Source organism: Labrys sp. ALF-8 (assembly GCF_059699065.1).
Genome location: NZ_AP048537.1, coordinates 943,328 through 963,928, shown reverse-complemented (window position 1 = coordinate 963,928; position 20,601 = coordinate 943,328). Strand labels below are relative to the sequence as shown.

The following is a 20,601-nucleotide window of genomic DNA, read 5'->3' as shown; positions in this document are numbered from 1 at the left end:
GCGTGCCGATTCGACGCCCGTCCCTATTCCATCTCCTCCAGTTCCCGCCCCTTGGTTTCGGTGACATAGCGCCAGACGAAGAACAGCGAGAGGAGAGCCATGGTGGCGTAGAAGCCATACGCTAGGCCGAGGCCCGCCGCCGCCAGCGGGGGGAAGGTCTGCGAGACCACGAAATTGGCGACCCACTGGGCTGCGGCCGCCAGCGCCAGCGCATAGGCGCGGATACGGTTGTTGAACATTTCTCCGAGCAGCACCCACACAACCGGTCCCCAGCTCATACCGAAGAACACGACATAGAGATTGGCGGCGGCGACCGCGACCAGGCCCGCCGCATCGCCGAGTATGGGCTGCGCCGCACCGTTGACGATCGTGGTCGGAGCCGTGCCGAAGATGAAGGCCATGGTGCCGAGCGTCAGCGTCATGCCGAGTGATCCGAGCAGCAACAGGGGCTTGCGGCCGATCCTGTCGACCAGGGCGATGGCGATTAGCGTGGTGGCGATGTTGGTTACCGAGGTGATCACGGTGATCTTCAGCGAATCCGCCTCCGTGAAGCCCACGGCCTGCCAGAGCACCGAGGAGTAGTAGAAGATCACGTTGATGCCGACGAACTGCTGGAAGACCGAGAGCAGGATGCCGACCCAGACCACCGGCAGGAGGCCCGCCGCCGGGCCCTTCAGGTCGGCGATCGTCTGCTTCTCTTCCACGCCGAGTGTCTTGCGTATGTTGGCGACGCGGGTTTCGGCCGGCGGCACGTTGCCGAGGAAGCGGCGGATGACGAGCAGGGCATCCTCCATGTCGCCCTTGCTGACGAGATAGCGCGGGGATTCTGGAATGAGGCTCGCCATCAGGCCGTAGACCAGCGCGGGAACGGCCTCGATGATGAACATCCAGCGCCAGGCCTCGAGGCCGAGCCACAGTTTCTGCTCCGCGCCTCCGGCGGCGTAGGCGAGAATGTAATTGCAGAGCAGCGCGACGAAGATGCCGATGACGATGGCCATCTGCTGGAGAGAGCCCAGGCGCCCGCGCAGGGAGGCCGGCGCAACCTCGGCGATGTAGGCCGGCGCGATCACGCTGGCGACGCCGACCGCGACACCACCGATCAGGCGGAAGATGGTGAAGGACCAGATATCCCAGGGCAGGCCAGCCCCGATGGCGCTTATCAGGAAGGCGATCGCGGCGAAGCGCATCATGGCGAGGCGCCCGTAGCGGTTGGCGAGCGGGCCCGCGAACCAGGCGCCGACGGCAGAGCCGAGCAGCACGCTTGCCACCGAAAAGCCGAGCAGGGCATTGCCGACGCCGGACCATCGCTGGATGGCGCCGACGGCGCCGTTCACCACCGCTGTGTCGTAGCCGAAGAGAAAGCCGCCCATCGCCGCGGCAGCGGAGACCAGGATGACGCGCCCCGTCGGGACGGTATCGGAGGGACCGGGAGCGGCGTTGGACGTCGAGGCGAGGGGCGCGCCAGCCATGGCACTCTCCTGAAATCACTATGGCCTTGTCGGCTAATCAATCTGGAATGGGGGGCGGTGCGGCCGTCCCGCGGGGAGAGCTTGTACATCGAAAGAGATATAGGGATATTCGTCCCGGCGTAAGTGCCCTTGCGCGCCTGGTCGCGTACACGGCCGCCGGAGCAAGCAGGTCTGATATTCAAACCCAGCCCGTCTCAAGCGGTCCAGAACTCCGGTACGGCCTGCGAGAGTTTTCCGCCGATGCGAACCGGCGCGATCCTGACTGCGAGTCCCGTCCTGTCGTCGGTCTCAACGGCGATGCCGGAGAGCGTCGCTTCGCCGGTCGCCGGTTCGAAGCGGTTGCCCGGGGTCTTCTGGATGAAGCGGCGGATGGGTTCTTCCTTGTCCATGCCGAGCACGCTGTCGTAGTCTCCGCACATGCCGGCATCCGACAGATAGGCCGTGCCGTGGCCGAGGATCTGGTGGTCAGCGGTCGGCACATGCGTGTGGGTCCCGACGACAAGGCTCGCGCGGCCATCCGAGAAGTGGCCCAGCGCCTGCTTCTCGCTGGTCGCCTCCGCATGGACGTCGACGATGACGGCATCGGCGCCGAGGCCGAGCGGACAGGCCGCCAGCTCGCGCTCCAGCGCGGCAAAGGGATCGTCCAGCGCGTCCATGTAGATGCGTCCCATCACCTGTATGACGAGGAGACGCGCGCCGGCCTTCGTCTCGACAAGGGTGGCGCCGCGGCCGGGCGTGCCCTTGGGGTAGTTGGCGGGGCGCACCAGGCGGGGTGCCCGCTCGATGAAGACGAGAGCCTCCCGCTGATCGAAGGAATGATTGCCGAGCGTGACCACGTCGGCGCCGGCATTCACCACGTCGTCGAAGATCGCCTCGGTGAGGCCAAAGCCGCCGGCTGCGTTTTCGCCATTGATGACCACGGCGTCGAGCTTCCAGGCCTCGCGCAGGCCGGGCAGGCGTTCGATTACGGCGTTGCGGCCGGTTCGACCAACGATGTCGCCGAGGAACAGGAGCCGCATGTCACCTTCCAGATATGGTTATGATTTCATTCTCGGTGGCGATGGCATCCAGCGGTACGTCATGGTGCTCGGCCGGCAGATGGTCGACTTCCTGGCAAGCGAAGGCATAGCCGAGCGTGAAGACGGGATGCATCGCCCGCAACTGGGGAATGGTGCGGTCGTAGAATCCCGCTCCATAGCCGATGCGATAGCCACGCCTGTCGAAGGCGACGGGTGGAACGAGCAGGACCTGCGGATGCACTTCCTCGGCCTCGGGAGAGGGCTCCGGAATCTTCATCCGCCCCAGCACCAGCGGATCGCCCGGCGCCCAGGCTCGGAAGATCAGGGGTTGGCCGATTTTCGGCGTGGAGGGCAGGGCCAGCTTCCGCCCGCTCTGAGCGAGGCGCTCGGCGATCTCACCGGGATGAATCTCGTCGCGAAAGGCTTCGTAGAGACCAACGACGCCGCTGGTGTATTTCAGGCGGTTGAAGGCGTGGTGCGCGGCCCGCGCCGTTGCCACCTGACGCTGATGGCCGCGGATCTCGGCACGCGCGGCCATGGCCTTCTGGCGCAGCAGGGTCTTGTTATCGGTGGAAGCCATTACACGCTTGGAAACAGAAGGAGCGGGCCACCTCGGCCGTTGGACGGTTCGATCCCGGGCGCCTACTAATGTAGGTGGGCGCCGTAATGTCCAAGCCCACGGGCAAGAACAGTGACAGCTCCCTTGGGAGTCGTATGGCCCCGGGGATACAGTTGTCCTGACGAACCAGGCAGCACCGCGACCAAGATAATAGGGGCGAGGAGGAGCTTGCGCTAGAGGGAGGGAGAAGAAATCCCCTGGAGCGCGGACATCCCGCCCGCTCCTGGTCGGCCCGGGCTGGAGGACGGGTGGTACGTGATTTTCGCTGTTGACCGATGCCGTTCCGTCCATCCCGGAGCGGATGCGGTTCGAGAGCGGACAGGATGTCCGCGCTCCGGGCCTTAAACCCCCGTCTTCGAGAGGGAGTCGATCAACTTCTCCACGCGTTGGGCCGCATCGTTGAGGGCCTGCGTCACCCGCATCTGGGTCTGCTGTTCGCGCTGAAGGGCGCCGTCGCGCGTCTGGCGCAGTTCCTCGAGATCCTGCTGGAGGGCGGCGGCGCGGCGCTGCATCTCCGACAGTTCGTCGGCGACCATGATGCCTGCCATCACGGCAAGCCGCATGTCGCCGATTTCTCCGAAGGAGGAGCGCAGGGCATCGATCTTGGCATCGAGCTGGCGGCCGAGGTTGAGCAGATGCTCTTCCTGCCCTTCGTCGCATGCCATGCGATAGGCGCGTCCCGCGATGGTGACGGATACATGGGCCATAGCTCAGCGGTCCTGCGGCTCAAGCACGTGACGAATGGAATCCATCGCCTGGTCTAGCCGACGCGACACATCGCGGTTCGCCGTTTCCAGGTTGGAGAAGCGAGCATAGCTCGCATCAAGTTCCACGGCGAGACGGCTGCGATCTTCCGAGAGGGCCTGCACTTCTATACGGTGCCCGGCGATGGTACGATCAAGTTCTGCACGACGCTCGGCCACTTCTTCAAGCTGGGCTAAAGCAGTATTGAGGCGGTGCAAGGCAGTATCCACGGACAAGGTGCGTACTCACTCTTTTTCGCTATAGCGACCGTCGTTCGAATCATCAAAAGGCGGGCTTCGGCTCCATTGTAATTAAGGGTAGCGCGGATCGCTCTCTGGGCCAAGGCCACCGCCGTTCCTCGATTCCCACCGTACCACCATTCCGTTCGGTTGAAGCCACGGCTTTGGAGGAAATTCGTAAAAAACCCAGCAATCATTGACAGTCGGGGATGAGGTGCTAAGAACCCGACGCCCTTTTCGCCAATTTCCGGCGGATTTCATCAGGAAACATTCCATGGCACTCAGCGAAATGCAGAACCGCTTGGCGAACGCCATCCGTGGCTTGGCGATCGACGGCGTCGAAGCCGCCAAATCCGGTCATCCCGGCATGCCGCTCGGTATGGCCGATGTCGCCACTGTCCTGTTCACGCGTTTCATGAAGTTCGATGCCGCTGAGCCCCATTGGGCGGACCGCGATCGTTTCATCCTGTCGGCTGGGCACGGCTCCATGCTGTTGTATTCGCTGCTTTATTTGACGGGCGTTCCCGGCATGACCGTCGAGGAGCTGAAGCATTTCCGTCAGCTCGGCTACAAGACCCCGGGCCATCCGGAGAACTTCCACACCGTCGGCATCGAGACGACCACCGGTCCGCTCGGCCAGGGCATTTCCACCGCCGTCGGCTTCGCCTTTGCCGAGAAGATGCTGGCCGCCCAGTTCGGCAAGAAGGTAGTAGACCACTACACCTACGTCATCGCGTCCGACGGTGACCTGATGGAGGGCGTGAGCCAGGAAGCCATTGCGCTCGCCGGCCACTACAAGCTTAACAAGATGATTGTGATGTGGGATCACAACGGCATCTCCATCGACGGCCCGCTGACGCTTTCTGACTCGGTCGACCAGATCAAGCGCTTCCAGTCCGCCGGCTGGCGCGCCGTTTCCGTCGACGGCCATGACCAGGACGCGATCGCCGCCGCCATCGAGGCCGCGCAGAAGTCCAGCAAGCCGACCCTGATCGCCTGCAAGACCACCATCGGCTTCGGTTCGCCGCATCGCGCCGGCACTTCCAAGGCCCATGGCGAGCCGCTCGGGCCGGAAGAGGCCAAGCTGACCAAGGAAAACCTCGGCATCACCGGTGCTCCCTTCGAAGTGCCCGCTGATATCCTCAAGGCCTGGCGCGAAGCCGGCTCCCGCGGCGTGGCCGCTCGCAAGGAATGGGAAGAGCGTTTCGCCACGCTGTCCGAGCGCAAGCAGGCCGAGTTCAAGCGCCGCATGGGCCATGAGCGCCCCGCCAAGCTCGGCAAGGCCATCCTCGCTCACAAGAAGGCGCTCGCCGCCGCGCCGACGGCCATGGCCACCCGCAAGTCCTCGGAAGCCGCTCTCAACGCCGTCGTCGAGGTGATGCCCGAACTCGTGCTTGGTTCGGCCGACCTGACGCCCTCCAACAACACCAAGGCCAAGGGCCTGGTTGAGATCACGCCGAAGGACTTCAAGGGCCGCTATATCCACTGGGGTATCCGCGAGCACGGCATGGCCGCTGCCATGAACGGCATCTACCTGCATGGCGGCTTCGTGCCGGCCGGTGGCACCTTCTTCGTCTTCACGGATTATGCGCGCCCCGCCATGCGCCTCGCCGCGCTGATGGGCACCGCCCCGGTCTACGTCATGACGCATGACTCGATCGGCCTCGGCGAGGACGGCCCGACCCACCAGCCGGTGGAACATCTCGCCGCCTGCCGCGCCATGCCGAACATGCGTGTGTTCCGTCCGTGCGACGCCATCGAGACGGCCGAATGCTGGCAGCTCGCCCTGGAGCGCACCAATGGCCCGACCATCCTGGCGCTCACCCGCCAGAACCTGCCCCTGCTGCGTGACGCCACCACGGCGAACCTGTGTGCCCAGGGCGCCTATGAACTGGCCGGTACCGGTGGCGGCAAGGCCGTGGTGACGCTGTTCGCCTCGGGCTCCGAGGTCGAGATCGCCATGAATGCCCGCGCCATTCTCAACCAGCGCGGCGTGCCGACTCGCGTGGTCTCCGTGCCTTCGCTCGAACTGTTCCTGGCGCAGCCGGACGACGTGAAGGCCAAGGTCATCGGCGACGCGCCGGTCAAGGTTGCGGTGGAAGCGGCCGTGCGTTTCGGCTGGGATGCCGTGATCGGCTCGGATGGCGGCTTCGTCGGAATGACCGGGTTCGGCGCCTCCGGCCCGATCAAGGATCTGTATAACCATTTCGGCATCACCGCCGAAGCGGTGGCCGAGACTGCCTTGCGCCGGCACAACGGCTGACACGGGCCTAGGGCACTTTCCGGTCCTGCCGATCTGGAAAGTGCTTCTCTTTTTGCTTGATGCATTTCCCGCGCGGGAACCGGTATTCAGGCTGCCGGGAAATGCCGTTACGCCAATTCGAAGGTAGAGAAAGAAGGAAGAAACGGATGACAGTTCGTGTCGCCATCAATGGTTTCGGCCGCATCGGCCGCAACATCCTGCGCGCCGTCGTCGAGGGCAAGCGCAAGGATATCGAGATCGTAGCCATCAACGACCTCGGCCCGGTGGAAACCAATGCCCACCTGCTGCGCTATGACTCGATCCACGGCAAGTTCCCGGCCGAGGTGAAGGTCGAGGGCGATTCCATCATCGTTCAGGGCCAGAAGATCAAGGTCACCGCCATCAAGGATCCGTCTCAGCTGCCGCATGGCTCGATGGGCGTCGACATTGCGATGGAATGCACCGGCATCTTCACCGCCCGCGACAAGGCTGCCGCGCACCTCACGGCCGGTGCCAAGCGCGTCATCGTATCGGCTCCGTCCGACGGCGCCGACCTCACCGTCGTCTACGGCGTGAACCACGACCAGCTGACGAAGGACCACCTGGTCATCTCGAACGCCTCCTGCACCACCAACTGCCTGGCGCCGGTCGCCAAGGTGCTGCATGAATCCTTCGGCATCGAGCGTGGCTTCATGACCACGATCCACTCCTACACCAACGACCAGCCCTCGCTGGACCAGATGCATAAGGATCTCTACCGCGCCCGTGCGGCGGCCCTGTCGATGATCCCGACCTCGACCGGCGCCGCCAAGGCCGTCGGCCTGGTGCTGCCCGATCTCAAGGGCAAGCTCGACGGTACCTCGATCCGCGTGCCGACCCCGAACGTCTCGGTTGTCGATCTCAAGATCAACACCCGCAAGCGCACCAGCGTCGAGAAGGTCAACGAAGCCATCATCAAGGCCACCAAGCGTGGTTCGCTGAAGGGCGTTCTGGCCTATACGGATGAGCCGCTGGTCAGCCGCGACTTCAACCACAACCCCTACTCCTCGATCTTCGCCCTCGACCAGACCAAGGTCATCGACGAGAAGTTCGTGCGCGTGCTCAGCTGGTACGACAACGAGTGGGGCTTCTCGAACCGCATGGCCGATACGGCCGTGCATTTCGCCAGCCTGATCTGAGCCTTCCGTTCGGCTTGAATTGAGAGCAGCGCCCCGGGCAACCGGGGCGCTGTCTTGCGTTTCGGCTTTGTATGAAGGCGCCGTTGCCCGGCCTCAGAACTTCGGCATCGGCGGCAGCGGCGACAGGGGCGAGCCGAACCATTTCTGGTTGATCTGGCTGAGCTGGCCGTCTGCCACGATCTCGGCAATGAACGTATTGCACCATTCCTGGAGAGCGGTGTCCGCCTTGCGGAAGGCCATGCCGTTGGCCTGCTCCTTCATCTTGAACTTGGCCTCGATGTTGAGGCTGGCATAGTCCTTGGTCAGTTGGGCCAGCACGGTGTTCGAGGCGCCGATGGTCTGGACCTGTCCGGATATGATGGCCTGGGTGGTGGTTGCGTCGTCGTCGAAACGCATGATCTGGGCGCCGGGCGGCGCGATCTGCGAGACGGTGATGTCCTGCGTGCTGGCGCGGGCCACGCCGATGGTGACGCCGACGAGATCCTCCGGCTTGGCGATCTTCAGATCCCTGGGACCCATGATGTAGGTGGTGAGCGTGCTGTAGGGATTGGAGAACAGCACCTGCTTCATGCGCTCGGGCGTAATGCCGAATGTCGCGATCAGGAGATCGACCTTGTTGGTCAGGAGGTAGGGGATACGGTTGGGGCCGGTTACCGGCACGAATTCCAGCGTGACGCCGAGCTTCTTGGCCAACAAGGCCGCGACGTCCGCATCATAGCCCGCCGGCTTCTGTTCGGCGTCGGTGCCGCCGAAGGGCGGATAGTCGGTGAGCACGCCCACCATGATCTTTCCCCGTGCCTTGATTTCGTCGGGCGTGGCAGCCGCGGCGGGCAAGGTGCCGAAAGGCAGCGCGAGCGCTGCGAGACCTGCCGCGAGACCGCAGCCAAACCGGCGGCGTGAGATCGAATCTGTCAGGGCCATATCGTTTCCTCCTTCTTGAAGATGCGCGGCTTTACCGCCTTGGCGCCGTGAGCCTTCGCTCCATCGCCCGGCTCCAGAGCGAAAGGGGCCAGCAGACCAGGAAATAGGCGAGTGCCACCATGCCGAAGATGGTGAAGGGCCGGAAGGCGGCGTTGTTGATGATCTGCGCGGCTCTCGTGATTTCGACGAAGCCTATGATCGAGGCGAGCGACGTTCCTTTGATGAGTTGCACCAGAAAGCCGATCGTCGGCGGGATGGCGATGCGGATCGCCTGGGGGATGACGACCTTGAACATGCGCGGCACGTATTTCAGCCCGAGAGCGCGGGCCGCCTCGGTCTGTCCAGGCGGCACCACCTCGATGGCGCCGCGCCAGATCTCGCCGAGGAATGCGCTCGCATTGAGCGACAGGCCCAGGGCGGCCGCGGCCCAGGGGTTGATGTCGATACCGAAGATGCCGGGCACGAAGAAGGCGAGGAAGAGCTGCATCAGCAGTGGCGTGCCCTGGAAAAGCTTGATGTAGCCCATGGCGAACCAGCGCAGCGGCCGGATATCGGCCGTTCGGGCAAGTGCCACTGCGAGACCTCCGATGCCGCCGCCCACGAAAGCAGCGGCGGACAGGAGAAGCGTCCAGCGCAGGGCCAGAAGGATGTAGAGGATGTCGCTCTCGCTTAAAGGCCGCATGCGTCCTCCTACCGCCGGCTCGGCTGGCGCAGGAAGGCGCGCTCGATGCCCGCGAACAGGCACCAGAACACGATGGACAGGGCCAGGTAGATGCTGGTCGCCACGAAATAGACCTCGAAGCTCCGGAAGGTGCGGGACTGGATGTCGCCGGCTGCAGCCGTCAGTTCCGTCGCCGCGATGGCCGAGCAGACGCTCGAATTGAGCATCAGCAGGATGAATTGGCTGGTGAGCGAGGGATAGATCGCCTGGATTGCAGGCTTAAGCACGATGAGGCGGAAGATCTGGAGCGGCCTGAGGCCGAGCGACCGGCCGGCCTCGATCTGGCCCTTGTCAATGCTCTCTATGCCGGCGCGAATGATCTCGATGCCATAGGCGCCGACATTCACCACCAGGGCCAGCAGCGCAGCGCTGTTCGACTGCAGGCGCAGGCCTATCGAGGGCAGGCCGAAGAAGATCACGAAGACCTGGATCAGGAAGGGCGTATTGCGGATCAGCTCGATATAGGCGTCGACGACGAGGCGCAGCCATCTAGGACCGGAAGTCTTCGCGAGGGCGCCGAGGACCGCCACCACCATGCCGATAGCCATGGCGAGGCCGGAGAGAACCAGGGTATGCAGCGCACCCGTCGCCAGCTCGGGCCAGTTCGCGAAGACGTCGGCAAACTCGAACTCGTAATTCAAGCGCGCCGTTCCCGGCGTAACCCGATGTCGGAAAAGATCGCTCCACCGCCCAACTGCGCCTCCCAAATACCCATTAGCCGGAGCGTGGGTTTATGTCTGAAGATTTGCATGAAAATTCACGATTGAGAAGCCGGCCGGAGGCAGCGGAATATCTTCAGAGGGACTGTGCTAAACTTTGCCGCACTGGCATCAGTGCGGGCGTGGACGGTGGAAACCTTGTGGGGACTTTTCTGCCTTGTCGTGGTTGTCGGCGTGATCGCTCTTTGTTTTCGCCGATCCCTGCCGTTGAATCGGCGGAGCCACGAAGTAAGCGAGATGAACCGGCATAGCTCCTATGAGGAAATAGAGAATGGCCGGAACTGGTCCAGCATCGAATCCTCCGGCCACCATGGAGCGTGAGGCGGGGCGCGATGGCAAGCAGGACTTCCTGCCGGCTTCGCGTCTTTTCGATTGCTCTTTCCTAAAAATCGGCGAGCCAAAATCGCCTTCCGCGCTGGCACCATGCGCTCGCTTGGTCTATTGCTCCCCCGTTTGATTGATGAAGCGGCGCCGCGCCGGGCGGCGCGCCGGCAATGGATGGACAAGGACAGGCATGAGCGCTTTTCGCACCCTTGATGGTCTCGATGTCGAGAACAAGCGCGTTCTGGTGCGCGTCGATCTCAACGTTCCCATGGAGAACGGCGTCGTCACCGATGCCACCCGTATCGAACGTGTGATCCCCACCATCCTCGAGCTTTCGCGCGCCAGGGCGAAGGTGATCCTGCTGGCTCATTTCGGCCGCCCCAAGGGCGTCGATCCCAAGGAGAGCCTGAGGCCGGTAGCCGCCAAGCTCGCCGAGATCGCCAAGCGCCCTGTCGCCTTTGCCGAGGACTGCATCGGCGAGGTCGCCGAAAAGGCCGTGGCGGCGATGCAGCCCGGCGACATCCTGTGCCTGGAGAACACGCGCTTCCACAAGGGCGAGGAGAAGAACGACCCGGATTTCGTCAAGGCGTTGGCGGCCAATGGCGACATCTGGGTCAACGATGCCTTTTCCGCCGCCCATCGCGCCCATGCTTCCACCGAGGGCCTCGGCCATCTGCTGCCGGCCTATGCGGGCCGCACCATGCAGGCGGAGATCGAGGCGCTCTCCCATGCGCTGGAGCAACCCAAACGGCCCGTCGTGGCGGTGGTCGGGGGTGCCAAGGTTTCCACCAAGCTCGAGCTGCTCGGCAATCTCGTCAGCAAGGTCGATGCGCTGATCATCGGCGGCGGCATGGCCAACACCTTTCTCCATGCGCAGGGCGTCGGCGTGGGCAAGTCGCTGGCCGAGCGCGATCTCGCCGATACGGCACGCTCCATCCTGGACAAGGCGGAGAAGGCCAACTGCGCCATCATCCTGCCGGTGGATGCGGTGGTTGCCTATCATTTCGAGGCCGATGCGCCGAACCACGCCTACGGCCTGGAATCGATCCCCCATGACGGGATGATCCTCGATGCCGGACCGCAGTCGATCGAGCGCATCAAGGGCGCCATCGACGAGGCGGAGACGCTGGTCTGGAATGGCCCGCTCGGCGCCTTCGAACTGCATCCCTTCGATCACGGCACCGTGGAAGCGGCAAAGCACGTCGCCAAGCGGACCAAGGCAGGCAAGCTCCTGTCCGTCGCAGGCGGCGGAGACACGGTGGCGGCGCTCAACCACGCGAAGGTCGCCGAGCAGTTCTCCTATGTCTCGACGGCCGGCGGCGCCTTCCTCGAATGGATGGAAGGCAAGCCCCTGCCGGGCGTCGAAATCCTCAGGGCCTGAGGGCTGCCCGCCGCAACCTCGCCGGAATTGCCGGTGAATTTGCGTCGTGACCGCAGGCAGGCTCGCCTGGCAGGCCTGCGGGCCATTCATTGTTAAGGAAATGCCGGCAGGATGCCGGCGATTCCGAGCCTGGATTCGCGGCGGCTTTTCGAGCCGAGAGGTTCCGGCCGGAGTTCGAGATGACGCAGCGTTCTCCGAGCATGCCCGCCGAGTGCGCCTGGAGAAGCCGCTGAGGAAACAGCATGGCCGATATTTCCCCCCGCCCGCCCGTGCAGATCTATCTGGTGACACCTGCCATCGCGGATGTGGCGGGTTTCCTCCCCGTGCTCAAGGCGGCACTCGGCGCGGGAGACATCGCCTGCGTCCTGTTCACCCCCATAGCGGGAGACGACCAGAGCGCGAAGAAGCTGATCAAGGAGATCGCACCCGTGGTGCAGGGCGCCGGAGCGGCGCTTCTCGTCAGTGGCTGGAGCGGGGTTGTGGCCCGCGCCGGCGCCGACGGCGTGCATCTCAGCGATGGTCGCAAGGGGCTCGCCGATGCTCTCGAGAGTTTCAAGCCCGAACGCATCGTCGGGGCAGGGGGCATCCGCTCCAAGGACGATGCCATGACGATCGCCGAATCCGGCGTCGACTACGTCATGTTCGGCGAGCCCAATCGTGACGGCCGGCTACCACCGCTCGAGGGCGTGGTCGAGCGTACAGGCTGGTGGGCCGAACTATTCGAGGTGCCGTGCGTGGCTTTCGCGCCCGACCTTGCCGCGGTGCCGGTGCTTGCGGATGCCGGCGCCGACTTCATCGCCCTCGGCAATGCCGTCTGGGATCACGGCAAGGGCCCGGCTGAAGCCGTTGCCCTGGCGGACCGCGTGCTGAAGCAAAGGAATCACGCATGAACAGGCGTGTTTCCGCCTTCGTCCTCGTTCTGGCACTTCAGGCATCCGTGGCACATGTGTTCGGGGCGGCGATGGCGCAGCAAGCGCCGGCACCGGCTGCCGAGCCTGCGAAGCCCGCCGACAGTGCCGAGCCCTCCACGACGAAGGATGCGCCCGCCGTCACGCCGAGCGGCGACGGCACGGCCAAGCCGGAAGATGCCGCCAAGCCGGCCGCTGGCGTGAGCCCTCCCGTCGGCGCTGCGCCGCCCGCGGATGCGGTCGTGCCTGCCGACGAGCTTCCGAGGGCAGGAATGTCGCTTCCCGCCGATGCCGGCACTCGCCCCGCCGATACGCCCAAATCCGATAGATTGCTCTCTCCCCTGGACATCCAGCCCGGCGCCGCCGACGGCAAGCCGCCCGAGGCCACGCCATCGGGACCGCCGCCCGATCTCGCCTATGGTGCTTTCCAGCGCGGCTTCTATCTCCAGGCCCTGGACGAGGCTACGAAGCGCGTGGTTGCCGCGCAGGATCCCGCCGCCATGACGCTGATCGGCCAGCTCTACGCGGGAGGCCTCGGCGTGCCGCTGGACAAGCGCAAGGCCGCGCAATGGTATTCGGAAGCCGCCGAGCGCGGCGACCGGCATGCCATCTTCGCCTATGGCATGATCAAGCTCCTGGGCGACGGCGTGCCGAAGGACGAGGCCGGCGGCATGCTGCTGCTCAATCGCGCCGCCGAGATGATGGTGCCCGAGGCTTCCTACAATCTCGGCATCATCGCCCTGAAGCCCAGCAACGGGCCTCCCGACTATGCGACCGCCTACAAGCGCTTCAGCGAGGCAGCGATCGCCAACAACGGCGATGCCCTGTATTCGCTCGGCATCCTCACAAAGGACGGAAAGGGTGTGCAGGCCGACCCCAAGAAGGCCGCCGACTACTTCCTTGCCGCCGCCAATGCCGGCAATCTCGATGGCATGGTGGAATATGGCCTCGCCCTTTTCAACGGCAACGGCGTGCAGCAGGATCAGGAACTGGCCGGAGACTGGTTCGAGCGCGCTGCTCAGCGTGGCTCACCGATCGCCCGCAACCGGCTCGCGCGCATGTATGCGGCGGGTGTCGGCATCGCGCCCAATCCCATTCTGGCCTGCATGTGGAACATCCTCGCCAAGGCCGCCGGGCTCGATGACAAGCAGCTCGACGATTTCATGGCCAGGCAGACGCCAGAGGTGCAGGCCGCGGCGATGGAAGGCGCGCGCTACCACGGCTTGTGAAGACCGGTTCTATGCGGCGGAAGTGCGGTCTCGGGCAGCAAAGGTCCTTTGCGGCTGCGGACAAGGCGTGAAGGAGCCGGGCGCGAGCCTGCCCGCTGCTCGACGCGCCTTTTTTGCCGCCGCCTTCACTTTCCCGTTCAATCCCGTGCCGTTTTCAATTAGACAGGCGTCCTCCAATTCATGCCCTTACGCGTGCCTGCCGGCGCGCGCTGTTATTTGAAAGTTTCGTGATGCTGCGTTCACCCCTGATGAATGTGATGGTTGCTGCCGTGCTCAAGGCCGGCAAAGGTCTCAAGCGCGATTTCGGCGAGCTCGAGAATCTCCAGGTTTCCGCGAAGGGACCGGGCGACTTCGTTTCCATCGCCGACCAGAAGGCCGAGCGTACCCTGCATCAGGAGCTGGAGAAGGCTCGTCCGGGCTATGGTTTCGTGATGGAGGAATCCGGCGTGATCGAGGGCGCCGACAAGACCCATCGCTGGCATATCGATCCGCTCGACGGCACAACGAATTTCCTGCACGGCGTTCCCTTCTTCGCAACTTCCGTGGCCCTGGAGCGTGAGGGCGTGCTGGTTGCCGGCGTGGTCTACAACCCGGCCACCGAGGATCTCTTCGTGGCCGAGCGCGGCAAGGGCGCCTTCCACAACGAACGCCGCATGCGTGTGTCCGGCCGCCGCCTGATGGAGGATTCCCTCGTCGGCATGGGATTGATGCATCTCGGACATGGCCATCAGGGCGCCAATCTCGCCGATCTCGGCGCGGTGCTCGGCCATGTCGCGGGAGCGCGAAACCTCGGCTCGATCGCCATGGAGCTTGCCTATGTCGCTTCCGGCCGCCTTGACGGCCTCGCCTCGCGCTGGCTGAAGTCCTGGGATCTCGCCGCGGGCATCGTGCTGGTGCGCGAAGCGGGCGGTTTCGTCTCCGACTTCCGTGGTGGCGACACCATGCTGGATACGGGCGATATCGTCGCCGGCAATGAAGCCATCCAGAAAGGCCTGCTTGGCTTGATCGCCAAGGCCTGACGAACGAAAGCCTGTCGACAAGGCGCGGAGAGACGAAAGATTTCTCTTCCGCCGCTTGACAGTTCCGGCGCGGCGTTTCATAACCCGCGCCGTTCCGGTTCACCCGGACCCTGTGGCGGGGTAGCTCAGCTGGTTAGAGCAGCGGAATCATAATCCGCGTGTCGGTGGTTCGAGTCCACTCCTCGCTACCAACGCTTTAGCCGACACTTCTCCGAGAAGTGCGGCAAGGCGACCTTTCACTTCGAAGACATACGGTTCGCCCACTTTTCGGGGCTCAATCGTCACTTCCGAGATAAATTCCCGGAATATTTGTGCCGGCTCGTCCAGCTTATTCGACGCGCCTTCGGCCCTCATCACGCTCGCCAGGTCATCGAGATTTCTCCGAAACGCGGCGATGGCGTCCGGATGCAGCTCCACCAAATTTGATTCGTCCTCGGCAAGGGCCAGCGTGGCGGCCCAGCGGTCGCGCGTGGCGCGCAGCGATTCCATCTGAGTCCGATGTCGCTTTCCTCGATCAGGCCTTTTGAGAAGGCGCTGACGAGACGATCGATCGACACCTTCGCCTCGGCCAGGCCGTGTTCGGCCTTGGTCCGGTTATCCCTGACGCTGGCCTTGAGCTGGGCCCGCTCCTCGCGATAGGTGGCGAGGTAAACGATCCGCAAGTGGGGAACCTCGACGACTTGCCATTCGTGCTCCGGATTGACCCGCGAGACGCGCTTGCCGGTGTCGGGGGCTCGCACCATCTGGATCGGTTCCAGATGATCCTCCCGGCATAGAGGGCGTTCTGAAGGGTTCCGTTCGGCTCGGTAAGGATCCCGAGATTTTTTAAAGTGGCGGCGCTCTCAGAGGCAGTTCCCTTCGTGCACCAGCAATAACGGACGCGGCCGTGGGAACGTTCAGCGCCCGAAATGGTTTGCCGTCTATGACAGAAATCCGAGACAACGAGCCCGTGGTCTTGCTGGTGGAAGATGAGCCGCTACTAAGAACGGTGGTGTGTGATTTCTTGATGGACCAGGGAGTTTATGTGCTTGAGGCGTCCAATGCTGACGAAGCGCTGGAAATCATGGCCCGCCGCTCCGACGTGAAGGTATTGTTCACCGACATTAACATGCCGGGTCTCCTAGATGGTGTAGAGCTTGCTGCAGACGTTGCCTGGCGCTTTCCGGGACTGCAGCTTCTGCTCACGACCGGCAAGGGGATGCCGCCTCTAAGCCGGATTCCGGTTGGTTGTGATTTTGTGCCGAAGCCGTACGATTTGGACAAGTTGGCGGCACGGATCAGCAGTCTCCTTCGTAGATGAATGCGTTCGTCGAGGGGCAACGCATTCGGCTCGGTCAGGACGAAAAGGAGCGCTGCAGGCACAAGCAATAGGTCAGATCGAGGTGGTTGTCGCTTTGTCTCAGATGGAAGACCCGCCGTCGGTTAGGAGCACAGCCGTCTTAGGTCTGCCGTCGGCCCCGGATCCTGCGAGCTTCACGATGGATTGACGCCCCGTCAATTAAGGTCCAGTGTTTGTTAGGGGCCTCGGCGCTAACCGCGCATCTCCTACGCCAAGCCACTCCTCTTAAGAGCGGAAGTTTTTCCCTTATATGGGCTCGCCTGTCGCAGCGTTGCGGCAGCGAATGCCTGTTCTCCATGAAAGGCTCAATATGAGCATCGGCACTGTCAAATGGTACAACTCCACCAAGGGCTACGGCTTTATTCAGCCGGAGGACGGAAGCTCGGATGTTTTCGTCCATATTAGTGCAGTTGAAAAGGCTGGTCTCCGGGAGTTACGCGAGGGCCAGAAGGTCAGCTATGAATTGGTGCGAGACCGTAAGACGGGCAAATCCTCGGCCAACGACCTTCGGGTGGATTGATCCTCTATAAATGCTGGCCGACGATCGTTGGCTATGCCGTAGTCTTCATAAGGGCCGACAAAACAGTCAGGCCCTTTCTTTTTCTCCTGGAGGAATTTTGCGCATTCTCGTTCGTGATAACAACGTCGACCAGGCCTTGAGAGTTCTCAAGAAAAAGCTGACGCGTGAAGGCGTCTTGCGGGAGCTGAAGCGACATCGGGCCTACGAGAAGCCCTCCGAACGCAAAACGCGCGAAAAGGCCGAAGCGGTGCGACGAGCCCGTAAGCTCGCTCGCAAAAAGGCTCAGCGGGAGGGCCTCCTTCCCATGCCGAAGCCCAAGGCGTCTGCATCCTCCCGGGTCCCATTTCCGCGGGGGCAGGGGGGCAGTCCTACCTCATGACGACGGCGCCTGATCATGCCCAACAGTTGCCGCGCTTAATAAAATTGAAGGAAGAAACATGGGCATTCACACTTTTAGAATTGGTGAGCTCGTTACCTTAAGGCTTGCTCCCTCCCGCAAGCAGGAAAAGGCTTACGAAATTACGCGGCTTTTACCTGGCGATGGCTCGGAGCCCAGCTACAGAATCAAAACGGTCGGCGAACCGTTTGAGCGGACGGCGCGCGAATTTGAACTATGTGCCATGAAGTCGGCGCACCACCTCAGCGTCCTGCCTTAAGAGCGCATGGGCCCGATCAATCGGGAGTTGGCCGATCGAAGGCCTTTTTGCCCAAGAACTGCTGCAACGGAGAACATGGATGGGTGAACGTCGGGAACTCTATCGAAGCCCCAACGGTGACGTCTGGTACCTTGGCCGGGACCCTTCAGACGGGATGGCGGTTGTCGTTCACCAAGCCAATGGACCTTCTGGCGCCGCCATATCCTTTATTACTCTCCGTGATTTTCTCGCTCCGGGTGCAAATGGTCCGGAGCATCAGGCGCTGCTTCGCCTCATAGCGACACTGGTACAGACGCCTCCCTTTGCTGATCGAGGTGAAGCAGGGCATTAAGGGCTTCTTTGTTCACCGGACCGGAAAGGAAAAGTCGATGCCCAGATCATCTACGGTCCCGGTCGAGCGCATTTGTCGCCTGATGCGTCGAATGGAAGGGCATGAAGAAGTAGTAGGGTTTGAGGGAGCACCCATGTGGGAGTCGTTTCGCGATGACGCGCTTGAGATTCTCGGGGGGCGGCATGAGGGCGCTATGCTCCCGAACGGGCTGTTCGGTATAAAGCTCGACAGTTAAATGTCCTGCATGTGAGGAAAGTATTGTCGCATTTGAAATGCCAATCGAGCTTGAAGTTCTAGCGGCCCAGTGATTTTTTATCGACCTAAATCGCGCCTTGTCATGAACACATTTAAAGTTTATAATATCTGAATCGATGTTGTTGCCGATCTTTTTCCGCGCCTTCTTTTGGCGCCGATGATTTTCTTCCTCAGAATCGATCTGAAATTTTTGTCGAATTTTCTTTTCGACAACTGACTTCTCACGACCGATTGAAAGGAAATCGTCATGAATACTGGAACTGTAAAATTCTTCAATGATGCCAAGGGCTTTGGTTTCATCCAGGTCGATGCAGGCGGTCCGGATGTGTTCGTTCACATTTCGGCTGTCGAGCGTTCGGGTATGCGCTCCCTCTACGAAGGCCAAAAGCTTACCTTCGATGTTGCGAGAGACCCTCGCAATGGAAAGAACGTGGCCGAGAATCTTCAGGCTGCATAAGAACATGGCGCTTCTAGCCTTTGACCACGGATGTACTGGCACTGGCTATTGAGGTGCGTGTGAAAAGGTCGGGCAAGCCCGGCCTTTTTTCATGATAGCCGTCGAGCGGAGAAGTGACGACATGGACGCTCCCGATTTTACCGTACCGGCGGCGGTATATGTGCAGGTGCTCGGCGCGGGTCGATCAACGCGGGGCAGGGCTCCCCAGAAGTACCATCGATTTGGAACTCTTGCGCTCGCGGTGCAGTTCGCCATCGAGAAATCGCACGCCGAATTGGTTGCAGTCAAAATCGAGACTGATAATGGCGATTACACAGGCTCGACGCTCCGCTCTCTATATGACGATGACCGCTATCCCTTGCCCAGAAATCCCGCGGCCGAGGTGGGCGAACAAGCTGGTCAATCTGCCAAGAGGACGCCAGAATGACTGCCCCCGTATTTAAAATCGGCACTATCGTGTCCTATTTGGGTATTCCCGGACATCGTGACGAAGGCGCATTCGAAATTATCCGTCTCCTCCCGGCAGATGGACCAGAGCCTCAATACCGGCTTCGGAATGTTGCTGACCTCAGGGAGAGAGTGGCGCAACAGCATGAGCTTCAACTGCTCCGGGGAGACCCCGCGCAAGCCGCCGCGATACATCGGCCAGGTAGGAAACTGCCACCGCGCCATGAAAGGCGGCGTTCATGAGCGGTGGTCGAGGCAGACCGAGTGATTGGGCAGCAAGACATGCTGCCAGTGATGCCGCCGCCAGAGCTATAATTGATGAGGAGTCGGCCGCGAGGGATGCCAAGACGGCTAAGCTGAAGGCTTTGCGTGAAGGTCGCTCTGAGTTGGGGAAGGCGGACCTTGCTGGAACGCGGGAACGTGCAAAGTCGATCCGTCCGACTTCGTAGACGACATGTGATGAGCGAAGAAAAACCGCTCGGCCGGCACTATGCAACGGTGCATGCGGCCGGTCGTAGGACCCCAGCGAGGAACCGGTATGTGCATCCAGTCCTTCAGCCAGAAGCGCCGTGCCTTGGCTGGGGCTCCGGAAACAGCACCGGGCCTCTCCTTATCGTGTTAGGCTGCAATTAGCCGGTTGAGGAGCCACGCCTCCCGGTTGGAACCCGGCCAGGGGTGACACGATCCATGCTGCCTCTGGCCGGACCTCGTCCTCCAATCTATGTCGTTCGCCCCGGCAGATGGTGAGCCATGGTCTACCGTAAGGGTGAATTCCAGCTGTCGACGCTCGATCGCTTCTATCCCTTCCATGTGGCGATCCACACGCTCTACGGCCGTATCCACGACTACCACGAAGTGATGGATTTCTACCGGACGCTCAGCGACGCACCGCGTCAGCGCAGTATCGGCGAACATGCCGTCAACCACACGATATTCGGTTTCAACAGCGAGGCAGCGGCCAGGGCGTTCCAGGGCGTCGAGAGACAAGGCACAAAAAAGCCCGGCAAACGCCGGGCTTTCTTACATCTGAGAAGGTTAGAATTTGTAGCTGACGCCGACTCGGACGTCGTTGGTTTTCAAATCGGTCGTGTGGATCGACCGAGGTTGTACCGCGGCTGTGTCGGTTTTGTCGCCATAGTCGGTGTAGCGGTACTCGATACGAGCCGTGATATTATCAGTAATGGCATATTCAATACCTGCACCAACCGTCCAGCCAGTTTGAGTATTGCTGTAAGAGCCATTGAAGGTCGAATTCGTCCCGGCAAAAAGCGTGTTCTTATAATCACCGATTGCCACGCCGCCAGTAACATAGGGAAGGAAGCGATCCCAAGCATATCCGACACGGGCTCTAGCGGATCCAAACCACGTCAACTTGCCTTTACCGTTATCTCCTACAAGCACCCCGCCACCAACGACGTGATAGATATCACTTCCGGAGATTGACCCATAATTTACATCGCCTTCGACGCCGACGACGAAGCCATTGGTGAATTGGTAGTTGTAACCAGCATGGATGCCGCCAAAACCGCCATCAGGATCGAGATCGAGAAATCCAGCCGGCCCTGCGATCGGATAGGAGGCTTTTGAATCTCCCCACGCGTAACCGCCTTGGGCACCGACATAGAAACCCGTCCACGAATAGGGAACATAAACCGGTGCAACCGGCTCGGTCGGCTGAGGCGCCAGATCGGCAGCCAGCGCTGTGCTTGCAAAGATAGATGCCGCAATGGCGAGTAGAGCTCGCTTCATGGAAGATTCCCAAACTTGATAGCTGACCAATACTACGCCGTGTGGAGAAAATCTGTTGTTTTGCAGCAACATTCCAAATTTATCGAATGCGATACCGGTCTGTTCAGAATTCCAG

The 20,601-nt window shown here is 62.0% G+C and carries 21 protein-coding genes, 1 tRNA gene and 1 other RNA gene; 12 read left to right on the top strand and 11 right to left on the bottom strand.

The annotated features are described in order from the left end of the window. Positions 1–23: 23 nt before the first annotated feature. The 6 genes from AC6H34_RS04350 to AC6H34_RS04325 form a co-directional block, all read right to left on the bottom strand. Positions 24–1,469 (bottom strand): sugar porter family MFS transporter, encoded by a 1,446-nt coding sequence (locus tag AC6H34_RS04350; protein WP_497538022.1) that lies wholly within the window; start codon positions 1,467–1,469, stop codon positions 24–26. 194 nt (positions 1,470–1,663) lie between these two features. Then, a complete protein-coding gene (locus AC6H34_RS04345) occupies positions 1,664–2,488 on the bottom strand; it encodes a TIGR00282 family metallophosphoesterase (protein WP_448151184.1) in 825 nt (274 codons plus the stop codon). 1 nt (position 2,489) lies between these two features. After that, the gene (locus AC6H34_RS04340; protein WP_448151185.1) at positions 2,490–3,068 is read right to left on the bottom strand and encodes a 5-formyltetrahydrofolate cyclo-ligase; all 579 of its coding nucleotides are present in this window, start codon (positions 3,066–3,068) and stop codon (positions 2,490–2,492) included. Positions 3,069–3,089: 21 nt separating this feature from the next. Beyond that, positions 3,090–3,247: non-coding RNA, 6S RNA (gene ssrS / locus AC6H34_RS04335), on the bottom strand. Between the two features lie 201 nt (positions 3,248–3,448). Beyond that, the gene (locus tag AC6H34_RS04330) at positions 3,449–3,814 is read right to left on the bottom strand and encodes a cell division protein ZapA (protein ID WP_448151186.1); all 366 of its coding nucleotides are present in this window, start codon (positions 3,812–3,814) and stop codon (positions 3,449–3,451) included. 3 nt (positions 3,815–3,817) lie between these two features. Next, positions 3,818–4,069 (bottom strand): DUF4164 family protein, encoded by a 252-nt coding sequence (locus tag AC6H34_RS04325; protein WP_497538021.1) that lies wholly within the window; start codon positions 4,067–4,069, stop codon positions 3,818–3,820. Positions 4,070–4,364: 295 nt separating this feature from the next. Between AC6H34_RS04325 and tkt the strand changes: the two genes are divergently transcribed. Further along, positions 4,365–6,353, top strand: a complete 1,989-nt coding sequence (gene tkt, locus AC6H34_RS04320; protein ID WP_497538020.1) for a transketolase — start codon at positions 4,365–4,367, stop codon at positions 6,351–6,353. A 146-nt stretch (positions 6,354–6,499) separates the two neighbouring features. After that, positions 6,500–7,510 carry a type I glyceraldehyde-3-phosphate dehydrogenase gene (gap, locus tag AC6H34_RS04315; protein ID WP_448151189.1) on the top strand — a complete coding sequence of 337 codons (1,011 nt, stop codon included), beginning with the start codon at positions 6,500–6,502 and terminating at the stop codon, positions 7,508–7,510. Between the two features lie 93 nt (positions 7,511–7,603). Here gap and AC6H34_RS04310 read toward each other — a convergent pair whose 3' ends face one another. The 3 genes from AC6H34_RS04310 to AC6H34_RS04300 are packed head-to-tail and all read right to left on the bottom strand — an operon-like array spanning position 7,604 to position 9,793. Further along, positions 7,604–8,431, bottom strand: a complete 828-nt coding sequence (locus AC6H34_RS04310) for a transporter substrate-binding domain-containing protein (protein ID WP_497538019.1) — start codon at positions 8,429–8,431, stop codon at positions 7,604–7,606. Between the two features lie 31 nt (positions 8,432–8,462). After that, on the bottom strand, positions 8,463–9,113 hold the full coding sequence (locus AC6H34_RS04305) for an amino acid ABC transporter permease (protein ID WP_497538018.1): 651 nt from the start codon (positions 9,111–9,113) through the stop codon (positions 8,463–8,465). 8 nt (positions 9,114–9,121) lie between these two features. Next, on the bottom strand, positions 9,122–9,793 hold the full coding sequence (locus AC6H34_RS04300) for an amino acid ABC transporter permease (protein ID WP_497538017.1): 672 nt from the start codon (positions 9,791–9,793) through the stop codon (positions 9,122–9,124). A 592-nt stretch (positions 9,794–10,385) separates the two neighbouring features. Here AC6H34_RS04300 and AC6H34_RS04295 point away from each other — a divergent pair. The 5 genes from AC6H34_RS04295 (at position 10,386) to AC6H34_RS04275 (ending at position 14,923) form a co-directional block, all read left to right on the top strand. Continuing rightward, a complete protein-coding gene (locus tag AC6H34_RS04295) occupies positions 10,386–11,576 on the top strand; it encodes a phosphoglycerate kinase (protein ID WP_448151193.1) in 1,191 nt (396 codons plus the stop codon). Positions 11,577–11,818: 242 nt separating this feature from the next. Next, positions 11,819–12,466, top strand: coding sequence for a thiamine phosphate synthase (locus tag AC6H34_RS04290; protein WP_448151194.1), 648 nt, complete (start codon positions 11,819–11,821; stop codon positions 12,464–12,466). Next, positions 12,463–13,713, top strand: a complete 1,251-nt coding sequence (locus AC6H34_RS04285; RefSeq protein WP_497538016.1) for a tetratricopeptide repeat protein — start codon at positions 12,463–12,465, stop codon at positions 13,711–13,713. The genes AC6H34_RS04290 and AC6H34_RS04285 overlap by 4 nt, the downstream gene beginning before the upstream one ends. A 230-nt stretch (positions 13,714–13,943) precedes the next feature. Then, positions 13,944–14,732, top strand: coding sequence for an inositol monophosphatase family protein (locus tag AC6H34_RS04280; protein WP_448151196.1), 789 nt, complete (start codon positions 13,944–13,946; stop codon positions 14,730–14,732). Positions 14,733–14,846: 114 nt separating this feature from the next. Next, positions 14,847–14,923: transfer RNA gene (locus tag AC6H34_RS04275), tRNA-Met, on the top strand. A 162-nt stretch (positions 14,924–15,085) separates the two neighbouring features. Here the strand turns inward: AC6H34_RS04275 and AC6H34_RS04270 are convergent. Then, on the bottom strand, positions 15,086–15,475 hold the full coding sequence (locus AC6H34_RS04270; protein ID WP_497538015.1) for a hypothetical protein: 390 nt from the start codon (positions 15,473–15,475) through the stop codon (positions 15,086–15,088). A gap of 143 nt (positions 15,476–15,618) precedes the next feature. Here AC6H34_RS04270 and AC6H34_RS04265 point away from each other — a divergent pair, with 143 nt between their 5' ends. The 5 genes from AC6H34_RS04265 (at position 15,619) to AC6H34_RS04245 (ending at position 18,717) form a co-directional block, all read left to right on the top strand. Then, positions 15,619–16,032 (top strand): response regulator, encoded by a 414-nt coding sequence (locus AC6H34_RS04265; protein ID WP_497538014.1) that lies wholly within the window; start codon positions 15,619–15,621, stop codon positions 16,030–16,032. A gap of 349 nt (positions 16,033–16,381) precedes the next feature. Then, a complete protein-coding gene (locus AC6H34_RS04260) occupies positions 16,382–16,591 on the top strand; it encodes a cold-shock protein (RefSeq protein ID WP_448145981.1) in 210 nt (69 codons plus the stop codon). 97 nt (positions 16,592–16,688) lie between these two features. Next, entirely contained in the window at positions 16,689–16,970 is a 282-nt protein-coding gene (gene rpsU, locus AC6H34_RS04255; protein WP_497539849.1) for a 30S ribosomal protein S21, read from the top strand. Positions 16,971–18,080: 1,110 nt separating this feature from the next. Further along, positions 18,081–18,290 (top strand): cold-shock protein, encoded by a 210-nt coding sequence (locus AC6H34_RS04250; RefSeq protein WP_448145982.1) that lies wholly within the window; start codon positions 18,081–18,083, stop codon positions 18,288–18,290. A gap of 121 nt (positions 18,291–18,411) precedes the next feature. Continuing rightward, complete coding sequence (locus AC6H34_RS04245) at positions 18,412–18,717, top strand: hypothetical protein (protein ID WP_448145983.1); 306 nt, start codon at positions 18,412–18,414, stop codon at positions 18,715–18,717. Between the two features lie 1,055 nt (positions 18,718–19,772). On the opposite strand, the gene AC6H34_RS04240 is transcribed toward AC6H34_RS04245, so the two are convergent. Beyond that, positions 19,773–20,558 (bottom strand): outer membrane protein, encoded by a 786-nt coding sequence (locus tag AC6H34_RS04240; RefSeq protein ID WP_448145984.1) that lies wholly within the window; start codon positions 20,556–20,558, stop codon positions 19,773–19,775. Positions 20,559–20,601 lie beyond the last annotated feature (43 nt).

Excerpts from the sequence above, each read along its gene's own strand:
- AC6H34_RS04350 (WP_497538022.1), bottom strand. The coding sequence starts at position 1,469 with ATGGCTGGCGCGCCCCTCGCCTCGACGTCCAACGCCGCTCCCGGTCCC.
- AC6H34_RS04345 (WP_448151184.1), bottom strand. The coding sequence starts at position 2,488 with ATGCGGCTCCTGTTCCTCGGCGACATCGTTGGTCGAACCGGCCGCAAC.
- AC6H34_RS04340 (WP_448151185.1), bottom strand. The coding sequence starts at position 3,068 with ATGGCTTCCACCGATAACAAGACCCTGCTGCGCCAGAAGGCCATGGCC.
- AC6H34_RS04330 (WP_448151186.1), bottom strand. The coding sequence starts at position 3,814 with ATGGCCCATGTATCCGTCACCATCGCGGGACGCGCCTATCGCATGGCA.
- tkt (WP_497538020.1), top strand. The coding sequence starts at position 4,365 with ATGGCACTCAGCGAAATGCAGAACCGCTTGGCGAACGCCATCCGTGGC.
- gap (WP_448151189.1), top strand. The coding sequence starts at position 6,500 with ATGACAGTTCGTGTCGCCATCAATGGTTTCGGCCGCATCGGCCGCAAC.
- AC6H34_RS04310 (WP_497538019.1), bottom strand. The coding sequence starts at position 8,431 with ATGGCCCTGACAGATTCGATCTCACGCCGCCGGTTTGGCTGCGGTCTC.
- AC6H34_RS04305 (WP_497538018.1), bottom strand. The coding sequence starts at position 9,113 with ATGCGGCCTTTAAGCGAGAGCGACATCCTCTACATCCTTCTGGCCCTG.
- AC6H34_RS04295 (WP_448151193.1), top strand. The coding sequence starts at position 10,386 with ATGAGCGCTTTTCGCACCCTTGATGGTCTCGATGTCGAGAACAAGCGC.
- AC6H34_RS04290 (WP_448151194.1), top strand. The coding sequence starts at position 11,819 with ATGGCCGATATTTCCCCCCGCCCGCCCGTGCAGATCTATCTGGTGACA.
- AC6H34_RS04285 (WP_497538016.1), top strand. The coding sequence starts at position 12,463 with ATGAACAGGCGTGTTTCCGCCTTCGTCCTCGTTCTGGCACTTCAGGCA.
- AC6H34_RS04280 (WP_448151196.1), top strand. The coding sequence starts at position 13,944 with ATGCTGCGTTCACCCCTGATGAATGTGATGGTTGCTGCCGTGCTCAAG.
- AC6H34_RS04270 (WP_497538015.1), bottom strand. The coding sequence starts at position 15,475 with ATGGTGCGAGCCCCCGACACCGGCAAGCGCGTCTCGCGGGTCAATCCG.
- AC6H34_RS04260 (WP_448145981.1), top strand. The coding sequence starts at position 16,382 with ATGAGCATCGGCACTGTCAAATGGTACAACTCCACCAAGGGCTACGGC.
- AC6H34_RS04250 (WP_448145982.1), top strand. The coding sequence starts at position 18,081 with ATGAATACTGGAACTGTAAAATTCTTCAATGATGCCAAGGGCTTTGGT.
- AC6H34_RS04245 (WP_448145983.1), top strand. The coding sequence starts at position 18,412 with ATGGACGCTCCCGATTTTACCGTACCGGCGGCGGTATATGTGCAGGTG.
- AC6H34_RS04240 (WP_448145984.1), bottom strand. The coding sequence starts at position 20,558 with ATGTTGCTGCAAAACAACAGATTTTCTCCACACGGCGTAGTATTGGTC.